Below are 17850 nucleotides of genomic sequence, written 5' to 3'. Positions count from 1 at the left end.
GGCGTATTTATCGCGAAAGATTGCTCGATCCTGCTAATTTTGACGCTATGCGGTTCTGGGTGGGATATATCGCCATGTCTGATGAAGTTAATGGATGATCGTGATTGCCAGTTCCTATGCTGGATCAGCGGCTCCAGAGTTGAAAGGTGAGGTAGCTGCGCCAGGGGGTGGCACGCCGAGGGTCTACGTCTTGCAGCGCCGGCAGCGCCTTGCGGATGCCCAGGTCGCCGCCTAGCCAGATATCCGGATGCGAGGTGCCACGCAGAGCGGCGTAGTCGGCGCTCCACGGGCCGATGCCCTTGAGCGTGGTCCAGGCGCGGGGATCGTCGTCTGCCTCATCGCTGGCATGCCAGGCGGCGAAGCGGCGCAGCGTCTGGCGCCGGGCATCAGGCATGCCGAGGAAGGCCAAGTCGCTTGCCGCGATCTGCTCGGCGGTGGGGAAATGGCGCTGGCCATCGGCCTCGGCGTCGCCCAGCTCGCCGACTAGCGTGGTGACCAGGCGGCGGGCGGCGGCCACCGACACTTGCTGGCCGAGGATCGCCCGCACTCCGGCCTCGAACGGCGACCAGATACCGGGCAAGCGCAGCCCTTTCACCAGTGCCAGCCCGGGTAGCATCTTGCTCAAGTGCGACTCGATCAGCGCGGTGTCGGCGTCGAGGTCGAGCAGCCGGCGAATATTGCCCACTACCGGGTCGAGCCGTTGTGGGGCGTCTAACTGCAGGTGGACCTCGAAGCCGTTGCGCGCCGGGCGGTGCACGGCGGTGAAGCGGCCGCGTGCCTGGCCCCAGTGGATGGTGCGGCCGTAGCGGTCGTTATCGACCCACTCCAGACCGTGGATGGCGCGCTTGGCATAGAAGTCGTGCAGTGTCTGCCAGGCATAGGGCGGCCGGTAAGCGAGTTCGAGGCTGTGTGGCGTGGCAGGGGCGTTGGCGTGGCAAGTAGCGTCATCCTGCATCAGGGACTCCAGCGAAGGGAAACCGTTTGCGCCAGTGTAGCGCGAGATGGCCAGGCTAGCTGATGATGTTCAAGACATCTTTATTAGTAAAAATCCTATGCTTGCGGGCTTATCGCCGGGTAATTGACAAAGATTTCCGGGGAATCGGCAAGTGTCATGTGAGTGAGCCTATTAGGCTCTTAAAAGGAGCTGAAAGCCATTGGCGATACAGTTAAGCGGCATACCTTTAGCAGGCAAAGATAATCATGAAAATGCTTGCTGATCGGCTCGTCAATCGGCCGGTAACTGCTCCTGGAAAGGAAGGCTAACTGTCGCGTTAGATAGTTGTTATCTCCTTGCTTAACAAGAACATGAAAGATACTGAGGAACTCATAATGACGCCCAAAATGTCGAAAATCAGCGTGGCGATCAGCGCCGCCATGATCTCCACCGCCATGATGGCTTCGTCTGCTGCAGCGTCAGACGCAGAGTCACTGCTGGGAAGTGATCCAATCCGTATTGTGATGCCCTATGGTGCAGGGGGAAGTACCGACATTACCGCGCGTATTATTGCCGCCAATGCGGCCGAATATTGTGGTACGCGTATCGATGTCGTCAGCATGCCGGGTGCGGGTGGCATGGAGGGGCTGCAGTTCGTTGCCGATGCCGAGCCCAACGGTCACACCATCCTGATGGCGGACTACTCCGCGACCATTACCCAGACGCTTACCGAAGACACCGACTGGGAGGTAGAGGACTGGGCGCCGATCGTCCATCTCACCGACTGGAAACCCACCGTCTACGTCAAGGCCGACCATCCCATCCAGAGCATCGAGGATTGGATCGAACTGGCGGAAGCGGAGCCCAATACGCTGATCTTCGGCCACGCCGATCCGCTTAGCCTGGTGCACCTGCCGCTGGTGCTGCTGGAGATGGAAACCGGCATCCAGAACGTGCACCTGCCGACCACCGGTGGCGGCGAGACGCGCACCATGATCCTCGGCGGGCACGCTCACCTGGGCATGACGCTGCCGCCATCCATCGTCTCCAACGTCGAGGAAGGCGAAGTCACGGCCATCGGTGTATTTGCCGATGAGCGTTCCGACGTGCTGCCCGACGTGCCGACCTTCCAGGAAGCCGGCTATGACGTCTCCTTCGAGGCGCCGCTGCTGGTCTACACCTACTCGAATGTTTCCGATGAGATCCAGCAGGCGCTCTCGGACTGCATCATGCAGGGCCTCGAGACCGAGACCGCTCAAACCATGTCCAGCCAGGCCTCCGCCGGGCTGAACGATGTTCAGGGCCGCGAGAGCGCGCAGCAGATCTACCGCGACACCACCGTGCGGGTTCAGGAAGTGCTCGCCGCCATCGAGCAAGACTGACCGCTGGGCGCAGAGGAAGCCGGCGCTGCCGGCTTTCTCTGTTTGCGTGATCCTTCCTGGCTCCTCGGAGAGCACCGATGCTAGATCTTGTCATTGAGGCCAGTGCGCTGGCCTTCCATCCCTATGTGTTGATGTACGTGATGCTGGGGGTGCTGCTGGGCATCACCCTAGGCGCGATTCCTGGCCTGTCGGGCGATATGGCCATTGCCCTGCTACTGCCCTTCGTGTTCTTTCTGGAACCGGCCATGGCCATGGGCCTGCTGGTGGGGATATATAAAGGCGGGCTATTTGGTGGCTCGATTGCCGCCATCTCGTTCGGAGTGCCCGGTACGCCAGGTGCGGCGGCCACCAGCATCGACGGCTACCAGGCCAAGCTCAAGGGCAAACCGAGCAAGGCGCTGCATACCGCGCTCTACTCCTCGGTGATCGGCGATACCACCAGTGACCTGGTGCTGATCTTTATCGCCGTGCCGCTGGCCGCGGTGGCGCTGAGTTTCGGGCCTATCGAATTCTTCGCCCTCTACGCCTTCTCGCTGATGCTGATCGCGGCGCTTAGTCAGGGCATGGTGGCCAAGGGACTCGCCGTGGCGGCCATCGGCATCCTGCTGGCGATGATCGGACGCGACCCGATCACCGGCGCGGCACGCATGACCTTTGGCATGCCGGGGCTGTCGGGGGGCTTGAGCCTGATCCCGGTGCTGATCGGGATCTTCGCGATCTCCGAAGTGGTGGTGCAGGGCGCCAAGTTGTGGCGGCGCAAGGTCGACAACCTGATGGACGATGTGGCCGAGCAGGCCAGCCTGCTGCAGGGCTACGATATCCGCAAGGATCAGCTGTCGTGGAAGGAGTTCAAGTCCACCCTCAAGGCCACCTATATCGGCGCGGCGGTGGGCACCTTTATCGGGGCGCTGCCCGGTGCAGGGCAGTCGCTGGCAGCCTTTATGAGCTACGGCCTGGCGCAGCGCTTCTCGAAGACGCCGGAGGAGTTCGGCAAGGGCTCGCTGGAGGGCATTGCCAGCGCCGAGTCGGGCAACAGTGCCACCGCCGGCTCGACCTTTATTCCGCTGTTCGCGTTCGGGATTCCCGGTAGTGCCACGGCGGCGCTGTTCGGTGCGGCCTTCATCCTGATGGGGATGACCCCGGGGCCGAGCCTGCTCAACGACAATACCGAGATCATCTACGCACTCTTCTTCACGCTGATCTTCGCCAACCTGGTCAACCTGGTACTGGGCAAGGTGCTGCTGCCCTACTACTCGCGGATCGCCATGATCCAGCCGGGGTATCTGATACCGACGGTGTTCATTCTGGCCATCGTCGGGACCTACGCCGCCAACAACTCGGTGGTGGATGTCTGGGTGCTGCTGTTCGCCGGGTTGCTGGGGGTGACGCTGCGTCTGCTCAAGTTCCCGCTGGCGCCGCTGGTGTTGGGCTTCATCATCGGCCCGGGCGCCGAGCGTGCCCTGCGTCAGTCAATGATCATGGGCGGCGGTGACTGGTGGGTGCTGGTCAAGAGCCCGATTGCCATCGGTTTCTATGTGGCGGCGGTCGCGCTGATCCTGCTATTCACCTTTGCGTTGAGGGCCAAGAAATGAACCGCACAATGGTGAGAGAGCTGCTGTCGGTGGCCGTGATGCTGTCGCTCGGGGTGGCGGGTCTGCTGCATATCCAGTACGGCAACTGGCGGGTGGCGCCGCTGGTGCCGTCCTACATCATGCCGCAGACGGCCTACTACTTCCTGATCGCCTCGGGGATCTGGGTGCTGGCCATGCTGGGCCTGGAGTTCAGGCGTGAGCGCCAGGGCAAGGGGACGCCTGAAGGGCCGGCGCAGGATCTGGTGGCGCTCGGCCTGGCCTCGGGGCTGATGCTGGGCGGTGCGGTGATCTATTTCTGGATGGTGCTCAACCTGGGCTTGATCGTCTCGACCTACCTCTACAATGCCGTGCTGATTGCCGTGCTGGCGCCCGGCGCGCGGATCAAGAGCATCCTGCTCGTGCCAGTGCTGGTAGCGGCGGTGGTATGGGTACTGTTCATCCAGATGATCGGCGTCACGCTTCCCCCCTCGCTGCTATTCTAAGCCGCTGCAAATGGCGCTCACCGACTTTCGCCTCAGCGAGGCTGGCGGCGAGCGGTGGGTGCCATCAACGCAGGCGCTGAGGTAACCTTGTCGGGTTGCTACTATTCCGATAATGACGAGGCTTCCATGCGCCCCCTCAAGACGCTGACACTGGCCGTTGCGGCCACCACCTTTGCTGCTGCTTCGCTCTCCGCCCAGGCGCGGGACTTTCGGCTGGGGCTGATCACGCCGCCCCAGCATATGTGGTCCCAAGAGGCCGAGTCCTTCGCCGAGACGCTTGCCGAGCGCTCCGACGGCGAGCACAGCGTCAGCGTCTATCCGGCCCAGCAGCTGGGCAACGAAGCGCAGATGGTCCAGCAGCTGCAGACCGGCGCGCTGGATATGGCCTTTTTGACCATTGCCGAGATCTCCAACCGGGTGCCGGACTTCGGCGCGCTCTACGCGCCCTACCTGGTCGACGATGTCGATCACGCCGCGCGTCTGCTGCAGTCCGATGCCGCCAATGCGCTGCTCGATCAGCTGCCCAGCGGTGTTGGCCTGGTCGGCATGGGCTACGGCATGGTGGGCATGCGCCAGGTGCTGTCGCGCTCGCCCATCGAGAGCGTCGACGACATGCGCGGCCAGCGCCTGCGGATAACCCCGTTCGATCCGATCCGCGACTTCTACACCGCCACCGGGGCGGCCCCGGCGCCGCTGCCGCTGCTCGAGGTCTACGATGCGCTGGCCAACGGCCAGGTCGATGCCATCGACATGGACTTCGATTCGATCCTGATCCTCAAATTCCACGAGCAGGCCGATAACCTGCTGATCTCCAACCATATGATGTTCCCAATGGTGGGTGTGGTCTCGGGGCGGGTCTGGAATGAGCTGGATGAGGACGATCAGGAACTGATCCGCAGCACCATGGCCGAGCACCTCGACAACGTGATCACCGGCTTCCAGCAGCAGGATGCCGAGCAGGAGCAGGAGATCCGCGAGCTCGACCTCAATATCGTCGAGGCCGACGCCGAGTTCTTCAGCGACGCTATCGCTGAGTGGGAGGGCATCTGGGCCGACAAGGCGCCGTCCCTCGAGGCGCTGCGTGAGGAAGCCGATCGCCTGCGCGAGGAGTGAACGAACGCGCCATGCTGTCACGCCTCTCCCAGGGTCTGGCCAGGCTCGAAGAGATCGCCGCGGCGGCGCTGGCCGCCTCGGTGACTCTGCTGATCCTGATCAATATCGCCTTTCGTGCTGCGGGTAGCCCGCTCTACTGGATCAGCGAGCTGGCCATCTATGCGATGATCTGGATGACCTTCCTGATCGCCTCGGCGGTGCTCAAACGCCGCCAGGGGATCGCCGTGACGCTGCTCAGCGATGCGCTGCCGGGCCGCCCGCGGCGCTGGCTGTCGCTGTTCGTCGACCTCACGGTGTTGACCTTTGCGCTGCTCATGCTGTGGCTGTGCTGGCGCTGGTATCAGCCGCTGGCGCTGTGGCGGGCAGGTTTCGATATCCAGGCCTTCCAGGGCCAGACCTTCAACTTCATCTACGCCGAAAACACCTCGACCCTGGGCATCAGGAAGTTCTGGGTGTGGTTGATCATGCCGCTGTTCGCCGTGTCGCTGACGCTGCACGGCGTTACCAACCTGTGGCAGGCGCTGCGTGAGCTGGGCGCCCCGGCAGAGGAGCCCAGCCCATGACGGTGGCGGTGTTTGCCATCCTGCTGCTCGCCGCGGTGCCCATTGCCCTGGTGCTGGCGCTCACCGCGGTGTGGTATATCGCCGCCTCGGGCAATACGGTGCTGTTCGAGTCCTATCCGCAGCAGCTGTTCGGTGCCATCGAGAGCTACGGGCTGCTCGCCATCCCGCTGTTCATGCTGGCCGGCGAGCTGATGAACGAAGGTGGCGTGACCCGCCGCCTGATCGACCTGGCGCGTCTGCTGGTGGGCGGCTTCCGGGGTGGCCTGGCCTATATCAATCTGGTCGCCAACATGATGATGGCGGCGATCATCGGCTCGGCGGCCTCGCAGATCGCGATCATGTCCCGGGCGATGGTGCCGGCCATGGAGCGTGAGGGCTACGACAAGTCCTACAGCGCGGCGATCACCGCCGCTGGCGGCCTGCTGTCGCCGATCATTCCGCCATCGATGCTGTTCGTGCTGTTCGGGGTGATCGCCCAGGTGCCGATCGCCGAGATGTTTATCGCCGGCATCCTGCCCGGATTGCTGCTGGGCTTCAGCTTCTTCCTGGCGATTGCCGTGGTCGGGTTGCGCCAGCAGTACCCCAAGGGCAACTGGCCGACCCGTGCCGAGGCGCGTCGGGCGCTGATCATGGGCGTGCCGGCGCTGTCGATTCCGTTGATCATCATCGGCGGGATTCTGCTCGGGGTGGCCACGCCCACCGAGTCGGCGGCGCTGGCCTCGCTGGTGGCGCTGCTGCTGGGTCGGTTGCTCTACGGTGAGCTCACCCTCGGCCAGCTGCCGCGGGTGCTGACCCGCACTGCAGTCAACGCCGGACTGGTGATCATGCTGATTGCCGCCGCCGGCGTGTTCGGTTGGGTGGTGACCTACGAACGCCTGCCGCAGATGGCGGCGGCAGCCATCTCGGCGCTGACCACCGACCCTTTCCTGTTCCTGCTGCTGGTGATCGGTTCGCTGCTGTTGGTGGGCATGGTCATCGACGGCATCGCCGCACTGATCCTGGTGGTGCCGATCCTGCTGCCCATTGCAACTCAGCAGTTCGACATCAGCCCCTACCAGTTCGGCGTGGTGGTATGTCTGACCCTGGTGCTTGGCCTGCTCACCCCACCGGTGGGGGCGGGACTGTTCATCGCCTCGTCGATGACCGGCGCCTCGACGCTGCATATCTTCCGCGCGCTGATTCCATTCCTGCTTGCCACCCTCGCCACCCTGGTGCTGCTGGCCTGGCAGCCGTGGCTGACCACCGGCCTGATCGGGCGCTGATCTCTTGCCTCTGAACTCCTGCCCCTGAAACCCCAGCCCCTGAAACCACAACGGGCCCTGCTAGCAGGGCCCGTTGTGGTTCACGCGATAGTGTTCACACCAGCTCGCGTCTTTCCTCTTTCGCCTTGCGGTGGTCGCGCAGTACCGCGCGGCAGATCACGACCAGTACCGCCAGGGTCAGGGCGGGCCAGATCAATACGTAGAAGCCATAGAGTGCGGTCATCTCATTATCTCCTTCTGTCACTTGTGGCGGTACCGACCGGCACCGCCGTGTCATGGTCGAGGTGCCAGGGCTCAGCGCTGAGGCGCCAGCTTGGCGGCGCCTGGCACCGTCTCGCCGTACGACTCGCTGGGTTCGGTGGCGTCGTAGTCGCCGACCCGCTCGCCAATGGTGGCGAAGTCGAAGTCCGGCTGGCGGCTGATCAGGCTCATTACCACGCAGACCACGGTGCTGGCACCGTAGGCGGTCAACGAGGCCAGCAGCACGGTGTAGTCGCGCAGGAAGCCGGTGGCGAAGATCAGCATCGCCACCAGGGCGATGGCGGCGGCGATAAAGCCCGCGGTGCGGCCGAGGAAGCCGAATACCATCAGGCCGATGATCACCCCGCCGCCGACGCTGGCCAGCAGTTCGAAGAACAGGCCACTGCCGCCGGTCAGCGGTAGCAGCTCAAAACGCGCCGCGCAGAACAGCACCATGGCCACCAGCACCGAGGTGGTGAAGGCCTGGTTGGTGACTCGGTTCCAGAAGCAGCTGGCGATCACCGGGAAGACGATGGCCCCCCACAGCGCGCCGACGAAGACCAGCATGACCAGAATATCCAGCGAGAAACTGGCAAATATGATGCCCACCACGGTGGCGACGATCATGGTCAGTCGGCCCACCAGCAGCATGCGCCGGGGGTCGGCCTTGCCGCGGGCGAGGTTCTTGCCATACACGTCCGCCATCATGATCGCCGATAGCGCCGAGAGGTCGGAGTCGGCGGTGGAGGAGAGCGAGCCGATGACCAGTATGAAGAACAGGCCGATGAACAGCGGCGGCAGGTAGCTGGAGACCATCTGCGGGATCAGGTTGTTCATGTTGCCATCGATCGGCTGCACGCCCAGCGTCAGCGCCATCAGGCCGATCATGCCCAGGCCGATGACGATGGCGCCGTAGCCGACGGTAGCGGTCAGGAAGGTCGGCTTGATATGCGCTTCGTTGACCGCGAACAAGCGCTGGGAGATGGTCTGGTTGCCGATGGCATAGGCCAGCACGGCGACGAAGAAGGGCGCGCCCTGGTTGAGGATGGCATCCATGGAGAAGAAGTTGGTCTGCTCGGCGGTCAGGTTGCCCATGCCGGCGACCAGCTCGCTGGGGCCACCCATGGCGAAGAACACCGCGGGAATGATCACGATGGCAATCGCCATCAGCGCCACCAACTGGGCAAAGTCAGTCAGCACCGAGGCGCGGAAACCCGACCACAGGGTGTAGAACAGCACCCCGGCGCCAGCGATGATCACCCCGGCCTGGAAGGAGAGTGGCGAGAGTACCGCGACCAGGGCACCGGCGGCGGTGAAGTTGACCATCAGGCTGATCACGCTGCCCAGCACGTTGGAAAGCGCCAGGATCAACTGGCTGGAGGAGCCGTGACGGGCGTGGATCAGCTCACCCAGGGTGTGGGCATTGGGCGCGAGCGCCCTGAAACGTCGACCGAAGGGGTAGATGAACAGGATCATCAGTGCGCCCCACAGGCCGTAGTGGATGGGGCCGGAGACGCCGTAGGTGTAGCCGGAAGTGGCTGCGGCGTAGAAGGAGGCGGCCCAGATCCAGGTGGCGGTCATGCTGGCCGCCCCCATGCCGAAGCCCACGCGGTGGTTGGATACCATGAAGGCGTCGGCGTCTTCCTTCTTCTTGCGAATACTCAGGGTCAGCAGGTAGGTACCGCCGTAAAAGGCCAGCAGCAGCAGGACGACGGTCAGGGTCGAGAATTGATAGAGCTCGCTATTCAAGAGCAGTCCCTCGATAAGTGAAACGGAGGCATTCTGAGCAGGTCGAGCGAGTCGACATGCCGAATGCGGTGGAAGCGGTGGGGGGCAGTGCCGATAGTGGCGCTAGGCAGCCAAACGCCCAGGCACAGGCGTGCTGGCACCAGTAGTGGAGCAGCGTCGAGCGCTATCGATCGGACACGGCAGTGCAACGCCGTGGAAAGGCGTCACCCCAGGGCGGGGCGATCAGGCGGCGGGCGGTGCGGCATGCACCGCCCTTCATCAGCGTAATGGCGCGACATGGATGACTTCTCTATCGATGGCGTCGACGACGTGCAGTCGAGAGGACCGGTGATCCAGTTTGCGTTTATGCAAGACCAGGAGGCATTGGCGCGGTGGCCGTAGCCTGTCAAGGATCTGTTTTATACGAATTGTTGGCTGATCCGAGGGACGCCTACCCTAACCACCTGGCGTGCAAAAGTCCAATTGGCTCCAATTGGGTGACCAATGGGAGGAGAAATGTCGCCAGCTCCTTCGAAACGCCGAATGAGCCTGAAATGCTGCGCAGCCAACGGCGGGCCGCTGCGGTGGGCGCTGGTCGTGACAGGTCGAAAGCGCCAATCCTGAGCGTTATACTCGGGTAATCATGTACCGGCTGCAGGCGCAGCCGCCGAGCGGAGTCGCCATGTTTCCCGAGTTCACCCTGCGCTATGCGCACTTCCCCGAGCGTTTCCATACCCGTTTCGATCCGGTCCCGGTCAAGTCGCCGAGGCTGGTGGCCTTCAATCGGCCGCTGGCCGAAGAACTCGGCTTCGACCTGATCGCCTTCGACGCGACGCTGGCCACCGACTGGTTCTCTGGTAACCGGGTGCCTGAGGGAGCCGCACCACTGGCTCAGGCCTACGCTGGCCATCAGTTCGGCCACTTCAACCCGCGTCTGGGCGACGGCCGGGCGGTCTTGCTCGGAGAGGTCACCGATGGCGAGGGCAGACTGCGTGATATTCAGCTCAAGGGTGCCGGCTGCACGCCGTTCTCCCGCGGCGGCGACGGTCGTGCGCCGCTGGGGCCGGTGCTGCGCGAGTATCTGATCAGCGAGGCGATGCAGGTATTGGGCGTGCCTACCACCCGCGCACTGGCGGCGGTCACCACCGGCGAGCGGGTGATCCGCGGCGTGCCGGTCCCCGGGGCGGTGCTGACTCGTGTGGCTTCGAGCCATCTGCGCATCGGCACCTTCCAGTTTTTCGCAGCGCAAGGCGACAGCGAGGCAGTCAAGCGGCTCGCCGATCACGCCATCGAGCGTCACTATCCGGCCCTGGCCGATATCGCGTCGCCGGGGGAGCGCTATCTGGCGCTGTTCGAGGCGGTGCAGGCACGCCAGGCGGTGCTGGTGGCCAGGTGGATGGGGCTGGGCTTCATTCACGGCGTGATGAACACCGATAACGCCTCGATCGCCGGCGAAACCATCGACTACGGCCCCTGCGCCTTTATGGAGCGCTATGATCCGGCCACGGTGTTCAGCTCCATCGATGAGGGCGGCCGCTACGCCTATACCAACCAGCCGTGGATCGCGCAGTGGAATCTGGCACGATTCGCCGAGACCCTGCTGCCGCTGATCGACGACGACCAGCAGCGGGGTATCGACAGGGCGACCGAGGTGCTCAAGACCTACGCGGCGGTGTATGAGGCGGAGTGGCTTGCGGTGATGCGCGCCAAGCTGGGGCTAAGTGAGGCGGCGGCCGGCAGTGACTCGGCAGACCGGGGGCTCATTGAGTCGCTGCTCGAGGCGATGCATACCGGGCGCGCCGATTTCACCCTGACCTTCCGACGGCTTTGCGACGCTGCAGAGGGCGAGGGGCATGAGAGTGAATTGGTGGCGCTGTTCGAGCGCGCCGAGCCGATCCAGGCCTGGGTGGCCGAGTGGCGCCAGCGGCTGGCGCGGGAGGGCGTCGCGGTCGGCGAGATCGCGCAGCAGATGCGGGCGGTCAATCCGGCCTATATCCCACGCAATCATCGCGTCGAAGCGGCACTCGCCGCGGCCATCGATGAGGAGGACTTCGCGCCTTTCGAGCGGCTGATGCAGGTGCTGGCGAGGCCCTTCGAGGAGCGCGCCGAGCATGCCGACTACGCCCAGCCGGCGCCGCCTACCGCGCAGGTCTTTCGCACTTTCTGCGGCACCTAGCCGACCAGTCCCCACTTGCGCGCCGCCATCAGGCACTCCTCCATCAGTGCCAGTACGGTCGCAAGCTGGCTCTCGTGGAGGATCAGCAGAGTGTCGCCGCCGGTGGCGTCGGCAGATGGGGTGACGATGGCAAACTCGCCCTCCTCGAGATGGAACTCGTGAATCTCGCGGATACCCTCCGATGTATCGCAGCGGCTGACGCGGTAGCTATCGTCTTCACCGTAGGTCAGCCGGTGGTAGACCTTGAAGAAGGTATATAGCGACAGCCCCCGCTCGAATGCTGGCCAGTGGGCGGGGTTGTCGCGTGTCTCGTCATCGACAGGTTCCCCCTGGGCCTCGGCGTTGGCGATCGCGTCGGCGAGCGGTTCGGCCAGTAGCGAGTCGGCATCGCAAGGAAATGCGCTGCCCTCCACCACGGCCTGGTGGTAGCGCTCAGCTACCGCCTGCGCGTCTGCCAGCGCGGCGATCCGGTATTCACTGTGGGCTAGATCTGCCGGCTCAGCACTGCCGTTCTCCCAGCCATGGATCACCCGCAGCTTCAGGCGTCCGGCACGCAGCGGTGCTTCGAACAGCAATTTCAGTGCAACAACCAGATGCAGCTGTCGCTCCATGGCGTCATTCTCGAAGGCGCTGTAGGGCTCGGCAAATAGCGTGTGCAAGCGGCCTGCGGCGTGTTCCTGGGCTTCCTGAAAAGGCATGGTGCAGTCTCGTGGCGGTGAGTCTTGTTGTCGGCATCGCACCAGCAGGTGCGGCAGCATCAGTCGTCCATCACATTAGTATCGGCTGAGAAGATCGTCGACTTGAGCCGCATGCGATGACTTTGACTTATTGGGAGGAGCGTCCGATGATAATCGCCCCGGTCTAGGCCGGGTTCACCATCCACGATTCACTGTCGCCAGGGGAGTCCCGCCGCATTTGCGGGGGCTGAGAGGGCCATGCGCCGACCCTGGAACCTGATCCGGTTCATACCGGCGGAGGAAGCGCGACATGCCCTATCTCACGTCTGCCGTGCTCGGCGCGGCGCTGCTCTATTTTGCTTATCTCGGCCTGCGCGCGCGTCGCGCCAATGGGCCCCTCGACGACTACGTCACCGCCCGCAACTCCCAGGGCGCCCAGACGCTGGGACTGTCGTTCCTGGCCTCGAGCATGGGCGCCTGGATCCTGTTCGCGCCGCCGGAGATCGGCGCCTTCGTGGGGCCGCTGGCGCTGGCCGGCTACGCCATTGGCTCGTCGCTGCCGTTTATCGTGCTGGGGCTGTACGGTCCGGCGATCCGTCGTCGTCTGCCCCGCGGGCGCAGCATCGGCGAGTTCGCCGAGGCGTGCTATGGGGTCGGCGTACGGCGCTGGGTCTCGCTGGTGTCGGTGGCCTATATGGCCTGCTTCCTGGCCGCCGAGCTGACCGCCATCGGTGCGATTGCCGCGTTGCTCTCGGATGTGCCTCCAGCGCTGGTGGTGATCGGTGTGGCGCTGGTGACGCTGCTCTACACCGCGTTGGGCGGACTGCGCGCCAGCCTCGCCACCGACCGCTGGCAGGCCTGGCTGCTGCTGGTGCTGCTGCTACTGGTGGGCGGCGTGGCCCTGTGGCGGCTGCCAGAGATGCCGGCCGGCGCGACGCTGCCCAGCGCGCCGCTGGGTAACTCGCTGTCGGTGGCGCTGACGCTGGTGATTGCGGTCACCGCGGCCAACCTCTTCCACCAGGGCTACTGGCAGCGGGTGTGGTCGGCCCGCGACGATAGGGCCCTGGGGCAGGGGGCCTGGCTGGGCGCCGGCATCTGCGTGGTGGTGGTGATGCTGATCGGCGGGCTGGGCATGCTGGCAGCGATGAGCGGTATCGCCCTCGGCGAGCCGCCGATCCCGTTCTTCGCGCTGCTGGCGGAGGCGCCGGCCTGGCTGGCGCTTCCTGCGCTGGTGCTGGCGGTCACCCTGGTGGCGTCGAGCGTCGATACCCTGCAGAACGGCATCGCTTCCTTGGTGGTGGCGGATGCCGACAAGCCCGGCCTGTCCATCGGCGGCGCACGGCTGGCCACCGTGGCGCTGATGGTGCCGGTGGTGGTGGTGGCCCTGCAGGGCTACTCGGTGCTGCGGCTGTTTCTGATTGCCGACCTGCTGTGTGCCGCCATCGTGGTGCCGGTGCTGCTGGGGCTGTGGCGTCGCATGAGCCCGCTGGCCGCGGTGGCCGGGGGGATTGCCGGCATGCTCGGCGCCGTGGTACCCGGATGGATCGCTTCCGGCAGCCTCAGCGCTGGCCTGCTGGCGGCGAGCTTCCCCGACAGCATTCCCACCCTGGCGCCCTTCCTCGGCGCGCTGCTGGCCTCTACCCTGGTCAGTCTGTTGATCGCCTGGTGGCGCCCCTCTCACTCTGCCGCTATGCCAAGGAGCTCTTCATGAGTATGCTTTCTGACTACCGCGACTGGGCCGCCGCACAGAGCGCGCCGCGGGTCAGCAACTGGCTGCGCGAGATCAGCGAGCCCGACTGGTCGGCCACCGTCGCCCATCCGTTGTTCGATGCCCTGGCCGAGGCGCGCCTGGCGGAGCCGGACTTTGCCGCCTACATGGTGCAGGACTACGGATTCGTCGACCCTTTTACGGCGCTGATCGGCCACGCCATCGGCCATGCCCCGAGCATGCATGACCGGGTGGTGCTGGGGCAGTTCATGGGTATGCTGACCAGCGATGAGAACAGCACCTTCCAGCGCACCTTCGAGACCTTCGGCGTCGCCGACCAGGCCGCCGACTACCTGCCCGAGACGCGCGCCTTCCAGCAGCTGCTCGTCGACACCGGCATGCACGGCGGCTATGCCGAGATGCTGGCGGTACTGGTGGTGACCGAATGGCTCTATCTCGGCTGGGCGACGCGCATCACCCGCGCCGAGGGTCTGCACCCGCTCTACGCCGAGTGGATCGATCTACACGACAGCCCGGCCTTTCAAGAATTTGTCGCCTGGCTGTGCCGGCGGCTGGACGAAGAGGCGCTGACTCTGGGTGACGATGCCTTCGCGTCCATGGCCGAGCGCTTCCGCGACACGGTGGCCAAGGAGCGCGCCTTCCACGACGCGGTCTGGGCGCGCGTGACGACCCGCTAACGGTGCGGTTGCCAGATCACCTCAAGACGGCCACTCTCTAGGGATTGTTCCGACCAAAATGAAGCGCTTAGTGATAAGCCGAACGACTAGCCGAATGATTAAGGAGAGCCCCATGAGCGATACGCCGAAGGATTCCCGCCGCCACTCCGCCCCGGTGGTAGATGGCCCCGGCAAGGCGGCCAGCCGTGCCATGCTACGTGCGGTGGGTTTCACCGACAGCGACTTCATGAAGCCGCAGATCGGCATCGCCTCGACATGGAGCAACCTTACCCCTTGCAATAGCCATATCGACGACCTGGCGTGGCGCGCCAGCGACGGCGCCGATGCGGCCGGCGGCAAGGGCGTGATCTTCAACACCATCACCATCTCCGACGGTATCGCCAACGGCACCGAGGGCATGAAGTATTCGCTGGTGTCGCGGGAGGTGATCGCCGACTCCATCGAGACAGTGGCCGCCTGCGAAGGCTTCGATGGCCTGGTGGCCATCGGTGGCTGCGACAAGAACATGCCGGGCTGCCTGATGGGCCTGGCGCGGCTCGATCGGCCCAGCGTGTTCGTCTATGGCGGCACCATCATGCCCGGCGAGGGGCACACCGACATCGTCTCGGTGTTCGAGGCGATGGGTGCCCACTCGCGTGGCGACCTGGACCTTATCGAACTCAAGCAGATCGAGGAGACCGCGATTCCCGGGCCGGGCTCCTGCGGCGGCATGTACACCGCCAATACCATGGCCTCAGCGATCGAGGCGCTGGGCATGAGCCTGCCGGGCAGCTCGGCGCAGAACGCCGTGTCCCATGCCAAGGCCGCCGACTGCGAGGCCGCCGGCGCCGCTGTGCTGGAACTGCTGGCCCAGGACATCAAGCCCTCCGACATCATGACCCGTCAGGCCTTCGAGAATGCCATCACCGTGGTGATAGCCCTGGGCGGCTCCACCAACGCGGTACTGCATCTGATCGCCATGGCCAACACCATGAACGTCGATCTATCGCTTGAGGACTTCACCGAGATCGGTAAGCGCGTGCCGGTGCTGGCCGACCTGCGCCCCAGCGGCCACTACATGATGAGCGAGCTGGTGGCCATCGGCGGTATCCAGCCGCTGATGAAGGTGCTGCTCGATGCTGGCATGCTGCACGGCGATTGCCTGACGGTGACCGGCAAGACGCTGGCCGAGAACCTCGCTGAGGTGGCGCCCTATCCAGTGGATCAGAAGATCATCGCGCCCCTCGAGGCGCCGCTCAAGGCCGAGAGTCACCTGCGCATCCTCTATGGCAACCTGGCGCCCCAGGGCGCGGTGGCCAAGATTACCGGCAAGGAGGGCACGCGCTTCTCCGGTAGCGCGCGGGTGTTCGGCTCCGAGGAGGAGGCCCAGGCGCGCATCAACGACGGCAGCGTGGTGGCCGGGGATGTGGTGGTAATTCGCTACGAGGGCCCCAGGGGCGGCCCTGGCATGCGTGAAATGCTGACCCCAACCTCGGCGATCATGGGCCGCGGTCTGGGCAGCCAGGTGGCGCTGATCACCGACGGCCGTTTCTCCGGCGGCAGCCACGGTTTCGTGGTCGGACACGTCTCCCCGGAAGCCTTCGAGGGCGGCCCGTTGGCGCTGGTCGAGGACGGTGACACCATCACCATCGATGCCGAGGCAGACATCATCGAGGTCGACCTCTCCGACGAGGAGCTGGCGCGCCGCCGCAGCGCCTGGCAGCAGCCGGCGCCGCGCTACACCCGCGGCGTGCTGGCCAAATACGCCAAGACGGTAAGTTCGGCCTCCCAAGGTGCGGTGACCGACCTGCCGGAGTGACGGCAGCTAGCAGTGCTGGCGGTTGATGCCGTGCCTCAGGCGCAGGTAGGCGCGTAGCCGCCGGGCGAGGATATCGATGCCGATATTGAGCAGGGCGGTGATCAGGATCAGCAGCATGGCGCGGTCGAAGCGGATCTCCTGGATGGCGCTGTCGACGTAGAAGCCCAGGGTGGCGATGCCGAGAATGCCGAGGATCGCCGTCTCGCGCATGATGATCTCCCAGCGGTAGAAGAGCAGCGCCAGGAAGGGGCCGTAGACCCGTGGCGCCACCTCGTAGGCGTAGCGATCGACGCCGCGGGGAGCATCCTGGCGTAGGGCGATCTCGTTGCTGCGGCGGCCTATCAGATGGCCGATGATGCCGCCGTTGTGCAGCGCCAGTGCGACCACCGCCGGCAGCATCGAGGGGCCCCACAGCTGCAGCAGAATAAAGGCCAGCAGGTACTCCGGCGTCGAGCGCATCACCACCAGCAGCACGTGGCCGGCGGTGCCGCCCAGGCGCCCGGTGAAGTGGCGGGAGATCAGCGGGAACAGCGCCATGGCCAGGATCCCGGTGAGTACCAGCGCGATCTGGGTCAGCAGCAGGGTGTTCCAGATGCCGGGCAGCGCCTGCTGCACGAATAGATCGTTAAACCACGGCACCAGCCCCTCCAGGCCCTCGCCGCGTCGCAGCGGCGCGGGCACGATGTCGTGGGTGAAGAAGCGACTGACGTTGCTCCACACGATGGGCAGGCCGGTGCCCAGGCAGAAGGGCGCGGCAATCAGGTAGAACGGCAGCAGCCGGGGGCGGACCCACAGCCGCAGGGTACCGATCAGCACGTAGAACAGGATCAGCAGTGCGCCGACGGTGGCGTAGTGGCCCTGAGCGAAGGCGCCAGCGAGGTGGAAGCCGAGGGTGGGCATGCCGACGAAGCCGATCACCGCGCTGGAGCGCAGGCCGCACTCGAGGCGATAGGCGGTGTAGCTGACCAGGTGCGGCCAGGCCTGGCTGATGCGCGCATAGAGCAGCACCGAGAGGCGCCCGGCGCGGCGTGGCAGAGTGCGCGCCGGCTCCGGGTCGGTCTCGTCGAGGATCTCGGCGTAGACCTTGGCGAAGGTGCCGGCATAGGGGATGGCGATGGCCAGTACCCCGGTGATCGGGTGCAGGCCGAAGCTCTGCAGGAAGATCAGCGCCCAGAACAGCTCGTGAATGGCGCGAATGAAGGCGCACAGGGTGCGCACCCAGAGGTGCTGAAAGAGCAGCGCCAGCAGCATGCCTGCCGCCGCGCCGAGTCCCACCCCGACAAAGGCGAAGGCGACGGTGCGCAGGATCGCTTCGCCGAGGAAGTCGACGCTGGAGAAGTCGGGCTGAATCAGCCCCAGGAACAGCCGCCCGAGGGCCTGCCAAGGGTCGTGGGTGCTGATCTCGAAGTCGCCGAACGCCAGGCAGGCCAGGGCCACGGCGATCAGGCCAAGGGTCACGCGAACGGTGGCGGAGAGCGGCATCGTCATGGCGCGGCG

15 protein-coding genes and 1 riboswitch are annotated in these 17850 nt (G+C 65.0%); of the genes, 10 read left to right on the top strand and 5 right to left on the bottom strand.

The genetic code is table 11. The features are described 5' to 3' along the window. Nucleotides 1–124 precede the first annotated feature (124 nt). Nucleotides 125–955, bottom strand: coding sequence for a DNA-3-methyladenine glycosylase 2 family protein (locus tag IEI94_RS11230; protein ID WP_191167402.1), 831 nt, complete (start codon nt 953–955; stop codon nt 125–127). Between the two features lie 374 nt (nt 956–1329). On the opposite strand from IEI94_RS11230, the gene IEI94_RS11225 reads away from it, so the two are divergent. From IEI94_RS11225 to IEI94_RS11200, 6 genes are all read left to right on the top strand, one after another. Continuing rightward, nucleotides 1330–2316, top strand: coding sequence for a tripartite tricarboxylate transporter substrate binding protein (locus tag IEI94_RS11225; RefSeq protein WP_191167401.1), 987 nt, complete (start codon nt 1330–1332; stop codon nt 2314–2316). Nucleotides 2317–2393: 77 nt separating this feature from the next. After that, a complete protein-coding gene (locus IEI94_RS11220) occupies nt 2394–3908 on the top strand; it encodes a tripartite tricarboxylate transporter permease (RefSeq protein ID WP_191167400.1) in 1515 nt (504 codons plus the stop codon). Then, a complete protein-coding gene (locus IEI94_RS11215) occupies nt 3905–4390 on the top strand; it encodes a tripartite tricarboxylate transporter TctB family protein (protein ID WP_191167399.1) in 486 nt (161 codons plus the stop codon). Before IEI94_RS11220 ends, IEI94_RS11215 begins: the two co-directional genes overlap by 4 nt. A gap of 126 nt (nt 4391–4516) precedes the next feature. Next, nucleotides 4517–5503 (top strand): TRAP transporter substrate-binding protein, encoded by a 987-nt coding sequence (locus IEI94_RS11210; protein WP_191167398.1) that lies wholly within the window; start codon nt 4517–4519, stop codon nt 5501–5503. A gap of 11 nt (nt 5504–5514) precedes the next feature. After that, nucleotides 5515–6066, top strand: coding sequence for a TRAP transporter small permease (locus tag IEI94_RS11205; protein ID WP_191167397.1), 552 nt, complete (start codon nt 5515–5517; stop codon nt 6064–6066). Next, complete coding sequence (locus IEI94_RS11200; protein WP_191167396.1) at nt 6063–7328, top strand: TRAP transporter large permease; 1266 nt, start codon at nt 6063–6065, stop codon at nt 7326–7328. The genes IEI94_RS11205 and IEI94_RS11200 overlap by 4 nt, the downstream gene beginning before the upstream one ends. Nucleotides 7329–7422: 94 nt before the next feature. On the opposite strand, the gene IEI94_RS22610 is transcribed toward IEI94_RS11200, so the two are convergent. Both IEI94_RS22610 and IEI94_RS11195 read right to left on the bottom strand, forming a co-directional pair. Further along, on the bottom strand, nt 7423–7551 hold the full coding sequence (locus IEI94_RS22610) for a putative transporter small subunit (RefSeq protein WP_224750083.1): 129 nt from the start codon (nt 7549–7551) through the stop codon (nt 7423–7425). A gap of 71 nt (nt 7552–7622) precedes the next feature. Then, nucleotides 7623–9317, bottom strand: coding sequence for a sodium:solute symporter family protein (locus IEI94_RS11195; RefSeq protein ID WP_191167395.1), 1695 nt, complete (start codon nt 9315–9317; stop codon nt 7623–7625). Nucleotides 9318–9978: 661 nt separating this feature from the next. Between IEI94_RS11195 and IEI94_RS11190 the strand changes: the two genes are divergently transcribed. After that, the gene (locus tag IEI94_RS11190; protein ID WP_191167394.1) at nt 9979–11472 is read left to right on the top strand and encodes a protein adenylyltransferase SelO; all 1494 of its coding nucleotides are present in this window, start codon (nt 9979–9981) and stop codon (nt 11470–11472) included. On the opposite strand, the gene IEI94_RS11185 is transcribed toward IEI94_RS11190, so the two are convergent. Beyond that, the gene (locus IEI94_RS11185; RefSeq protein ID WP_191167393.1) at nt 11469–12170 is read right to left on the bottom strand and encodes a hypothetical protein; all 702 of its coding nucleotides are present in this window, start codon (nt 12168–12170) and stop codon (nt 11469–11471) included. The genes IEI94_RS11190 and IEI94_RS11185 overlap by 4 nt on opposite strands. 189 nt (nt 12171–12359) lie before the next feature. Next, nucleotides 12360–12470: riboswitch (TPP riboswitch) on the top strand. Here IEI94_RS11185 and IEI94_RS11180 point away from each other — a divergent pair. The 3 genes from IEI94_RS11180 (at nt 12460) to ilvD (ending at nt 16353) form a co-directional block, all read left to right on the top strand. Continuing rightward, nucleotides 12460–13860 (top strand): sodium:solute symporter family transporter, encoded by a 1401-nt coding sequence (locus IEI94_RS11180; protein ID WP_191167392.1) that lies wholly within the window; start codon nt 12460–12462, stop codon nt 13858–13860. It overlaps the preceding riboswitch by 11 nt. Continuing rightward, nucleotides 13857–14555 carry a TenA family protein gene (locus tag IEI94_RS11175; RefSeq protein WP_191167391.1) on the top strand — a complete coding sequence of 233 codons (699 nt, stop codon included), beginning with the start codon at nt 13857–13859 and terminating at the stop codon, nt 14553–14555. Before IEI94_RS11180 ends, IEI94_RS11175 begins: the two co-directional genes overlap by 4 nt. Before the next feature lie 112 nt (nt 14556–14667). Beyond that, a complete protein-coding gene (gene ilvD / locus IEI94_RS11170; protein WP_191167390.1) occupies nt 14668–16353 on the top strand; it encodes a dihydroxy-acid dehydratase in 1686 nt (561 codons plus the stop codon). Between the two features lie 6 nt (nt 16354–16359). Here the strand turns inward: ilvD and IEI94_RS11165 are convergent, their stop codons facing one another. Then, nucleotides 16360–17841 (bottom strand): PhnE/PtxC family ABC transporter permease, encoded by a 1482-nt coding sequence (locus IEI94_RS11165; RefSeq protein WP_224750082.1) that lies wholly within the window; start codon nt 17839–17841, stop codon nt 16360–16362. Nucleotides 17842–17850: the final 9 nt, after the last annotated feature.

Origin of the sequence: Halomonas sp. ML-15 (assembly GCF_014779595.1) — a bacterium.
Taxonomy (GTDB): Bacteria; Pseudomonadota; Gammaproteobacteria; order Pseudomonadales; family Halomonadaceae; genus Franzmannia.
Note: the sequence above shows the minus strand (reverse complement) of the source record. Positions and strands in the feature narration are given on the sequence as shown.

Coding starts and splice junctions, on each gene's coding strand:
- IEI94_RS11230 (WP_191167402.1), bottom strand. CDS start 955: ATGCAGGATGACGCTACTTGCCACGCCAACGCCCCTGCCACGCCACAC.
- IEI94_RS11225 (WP_191167401.1), top strand. CDS start 1,330: ATGACGCCCAAAATGTCGAAAATCAGCGTGGCGATCAGCGCCGCCATG.
- IEI94_RS11220 (WP_191167400.1), top strand. CDS start 2,394: ATGCTAGATCTTGTCATTGAGGCCAGTGCGCTGGCCTTCCATCCCTAT.
- IEI94_RS11215 (WP_191167399.1), top strand. CDS start 3,905: ATGAACCGCACAATGGTGAGAGAGCTGCTGTCGGTGGCCGTGATGCTG.
- IEI94_RS11210 (WP_191167398.1), top strand. CDS start 4,517: ATGCGCCCCCTCAAGACGCTGACACTGGCCGTTGCGGCCACCACCTTT.
- IEI94_RS11205 (WP_191167397.1), top strand. CDS start 5,515: ATGCTGTCACGCCTCTCCCAGGGTCTGGCCAGGCTCGAAGAGATCGCC.
- IEI94_RS11200 (WP_191167396.1), top strand. CDS start 6,063: ATGACGGTGGCGGTGTTTGCCATCCTGCTGCTCGCCGCGGTGCCCATT.
- IEI94_RS22610 (WP_224750083.1), bottom strand. CDS start 7,551: ATGACCGCACTCTATGGCTTCTACGTATTGATCTGGCCCGCCCTGACC.
- IEI94_RS11190 (WP_191167394.1), top strand. CDS start 9,979: ATGTTTCCCGAGTTCACCCTGCGCTATGCGCACTTCCCCGAGCGTTTC.
- IEI94_RS11185 (WP_191167393.1), bottom strand. CDS start 12,170: ATGCCTTTTCAGGAAGCCCAGGAACACGCCGCAGGCCGCTTGCACACG.
- IEI94_RS11180 (WP_191167392.1), top strand. CDS start 12,460: ATGCCCTATCTCACGTCTGCCGTGCTCGGCGCGGCGCTGCTCTATTTT.
- IEI94_RS11175 (WP_191167391.1), top strand. CDS start 13,857: ATGAGTATGCTTTCTGACTACCGCGACTGGGCCGCCGCACAGAGCGCG.
- ilvD (WP_191167390.1), top strand. CDS start 14,668: ATGAGCGATACGCCGAAGGATTCCCGCCGCCACTCCGCCCCGGTGGTA.
- IEI94_RS11165 (WP_224750082.1), bottom strand. CDS start 17,841: ATGACGATGCCGCTCTCCGCCACCGTTCGCGTGACCCTTGGCCTGATC.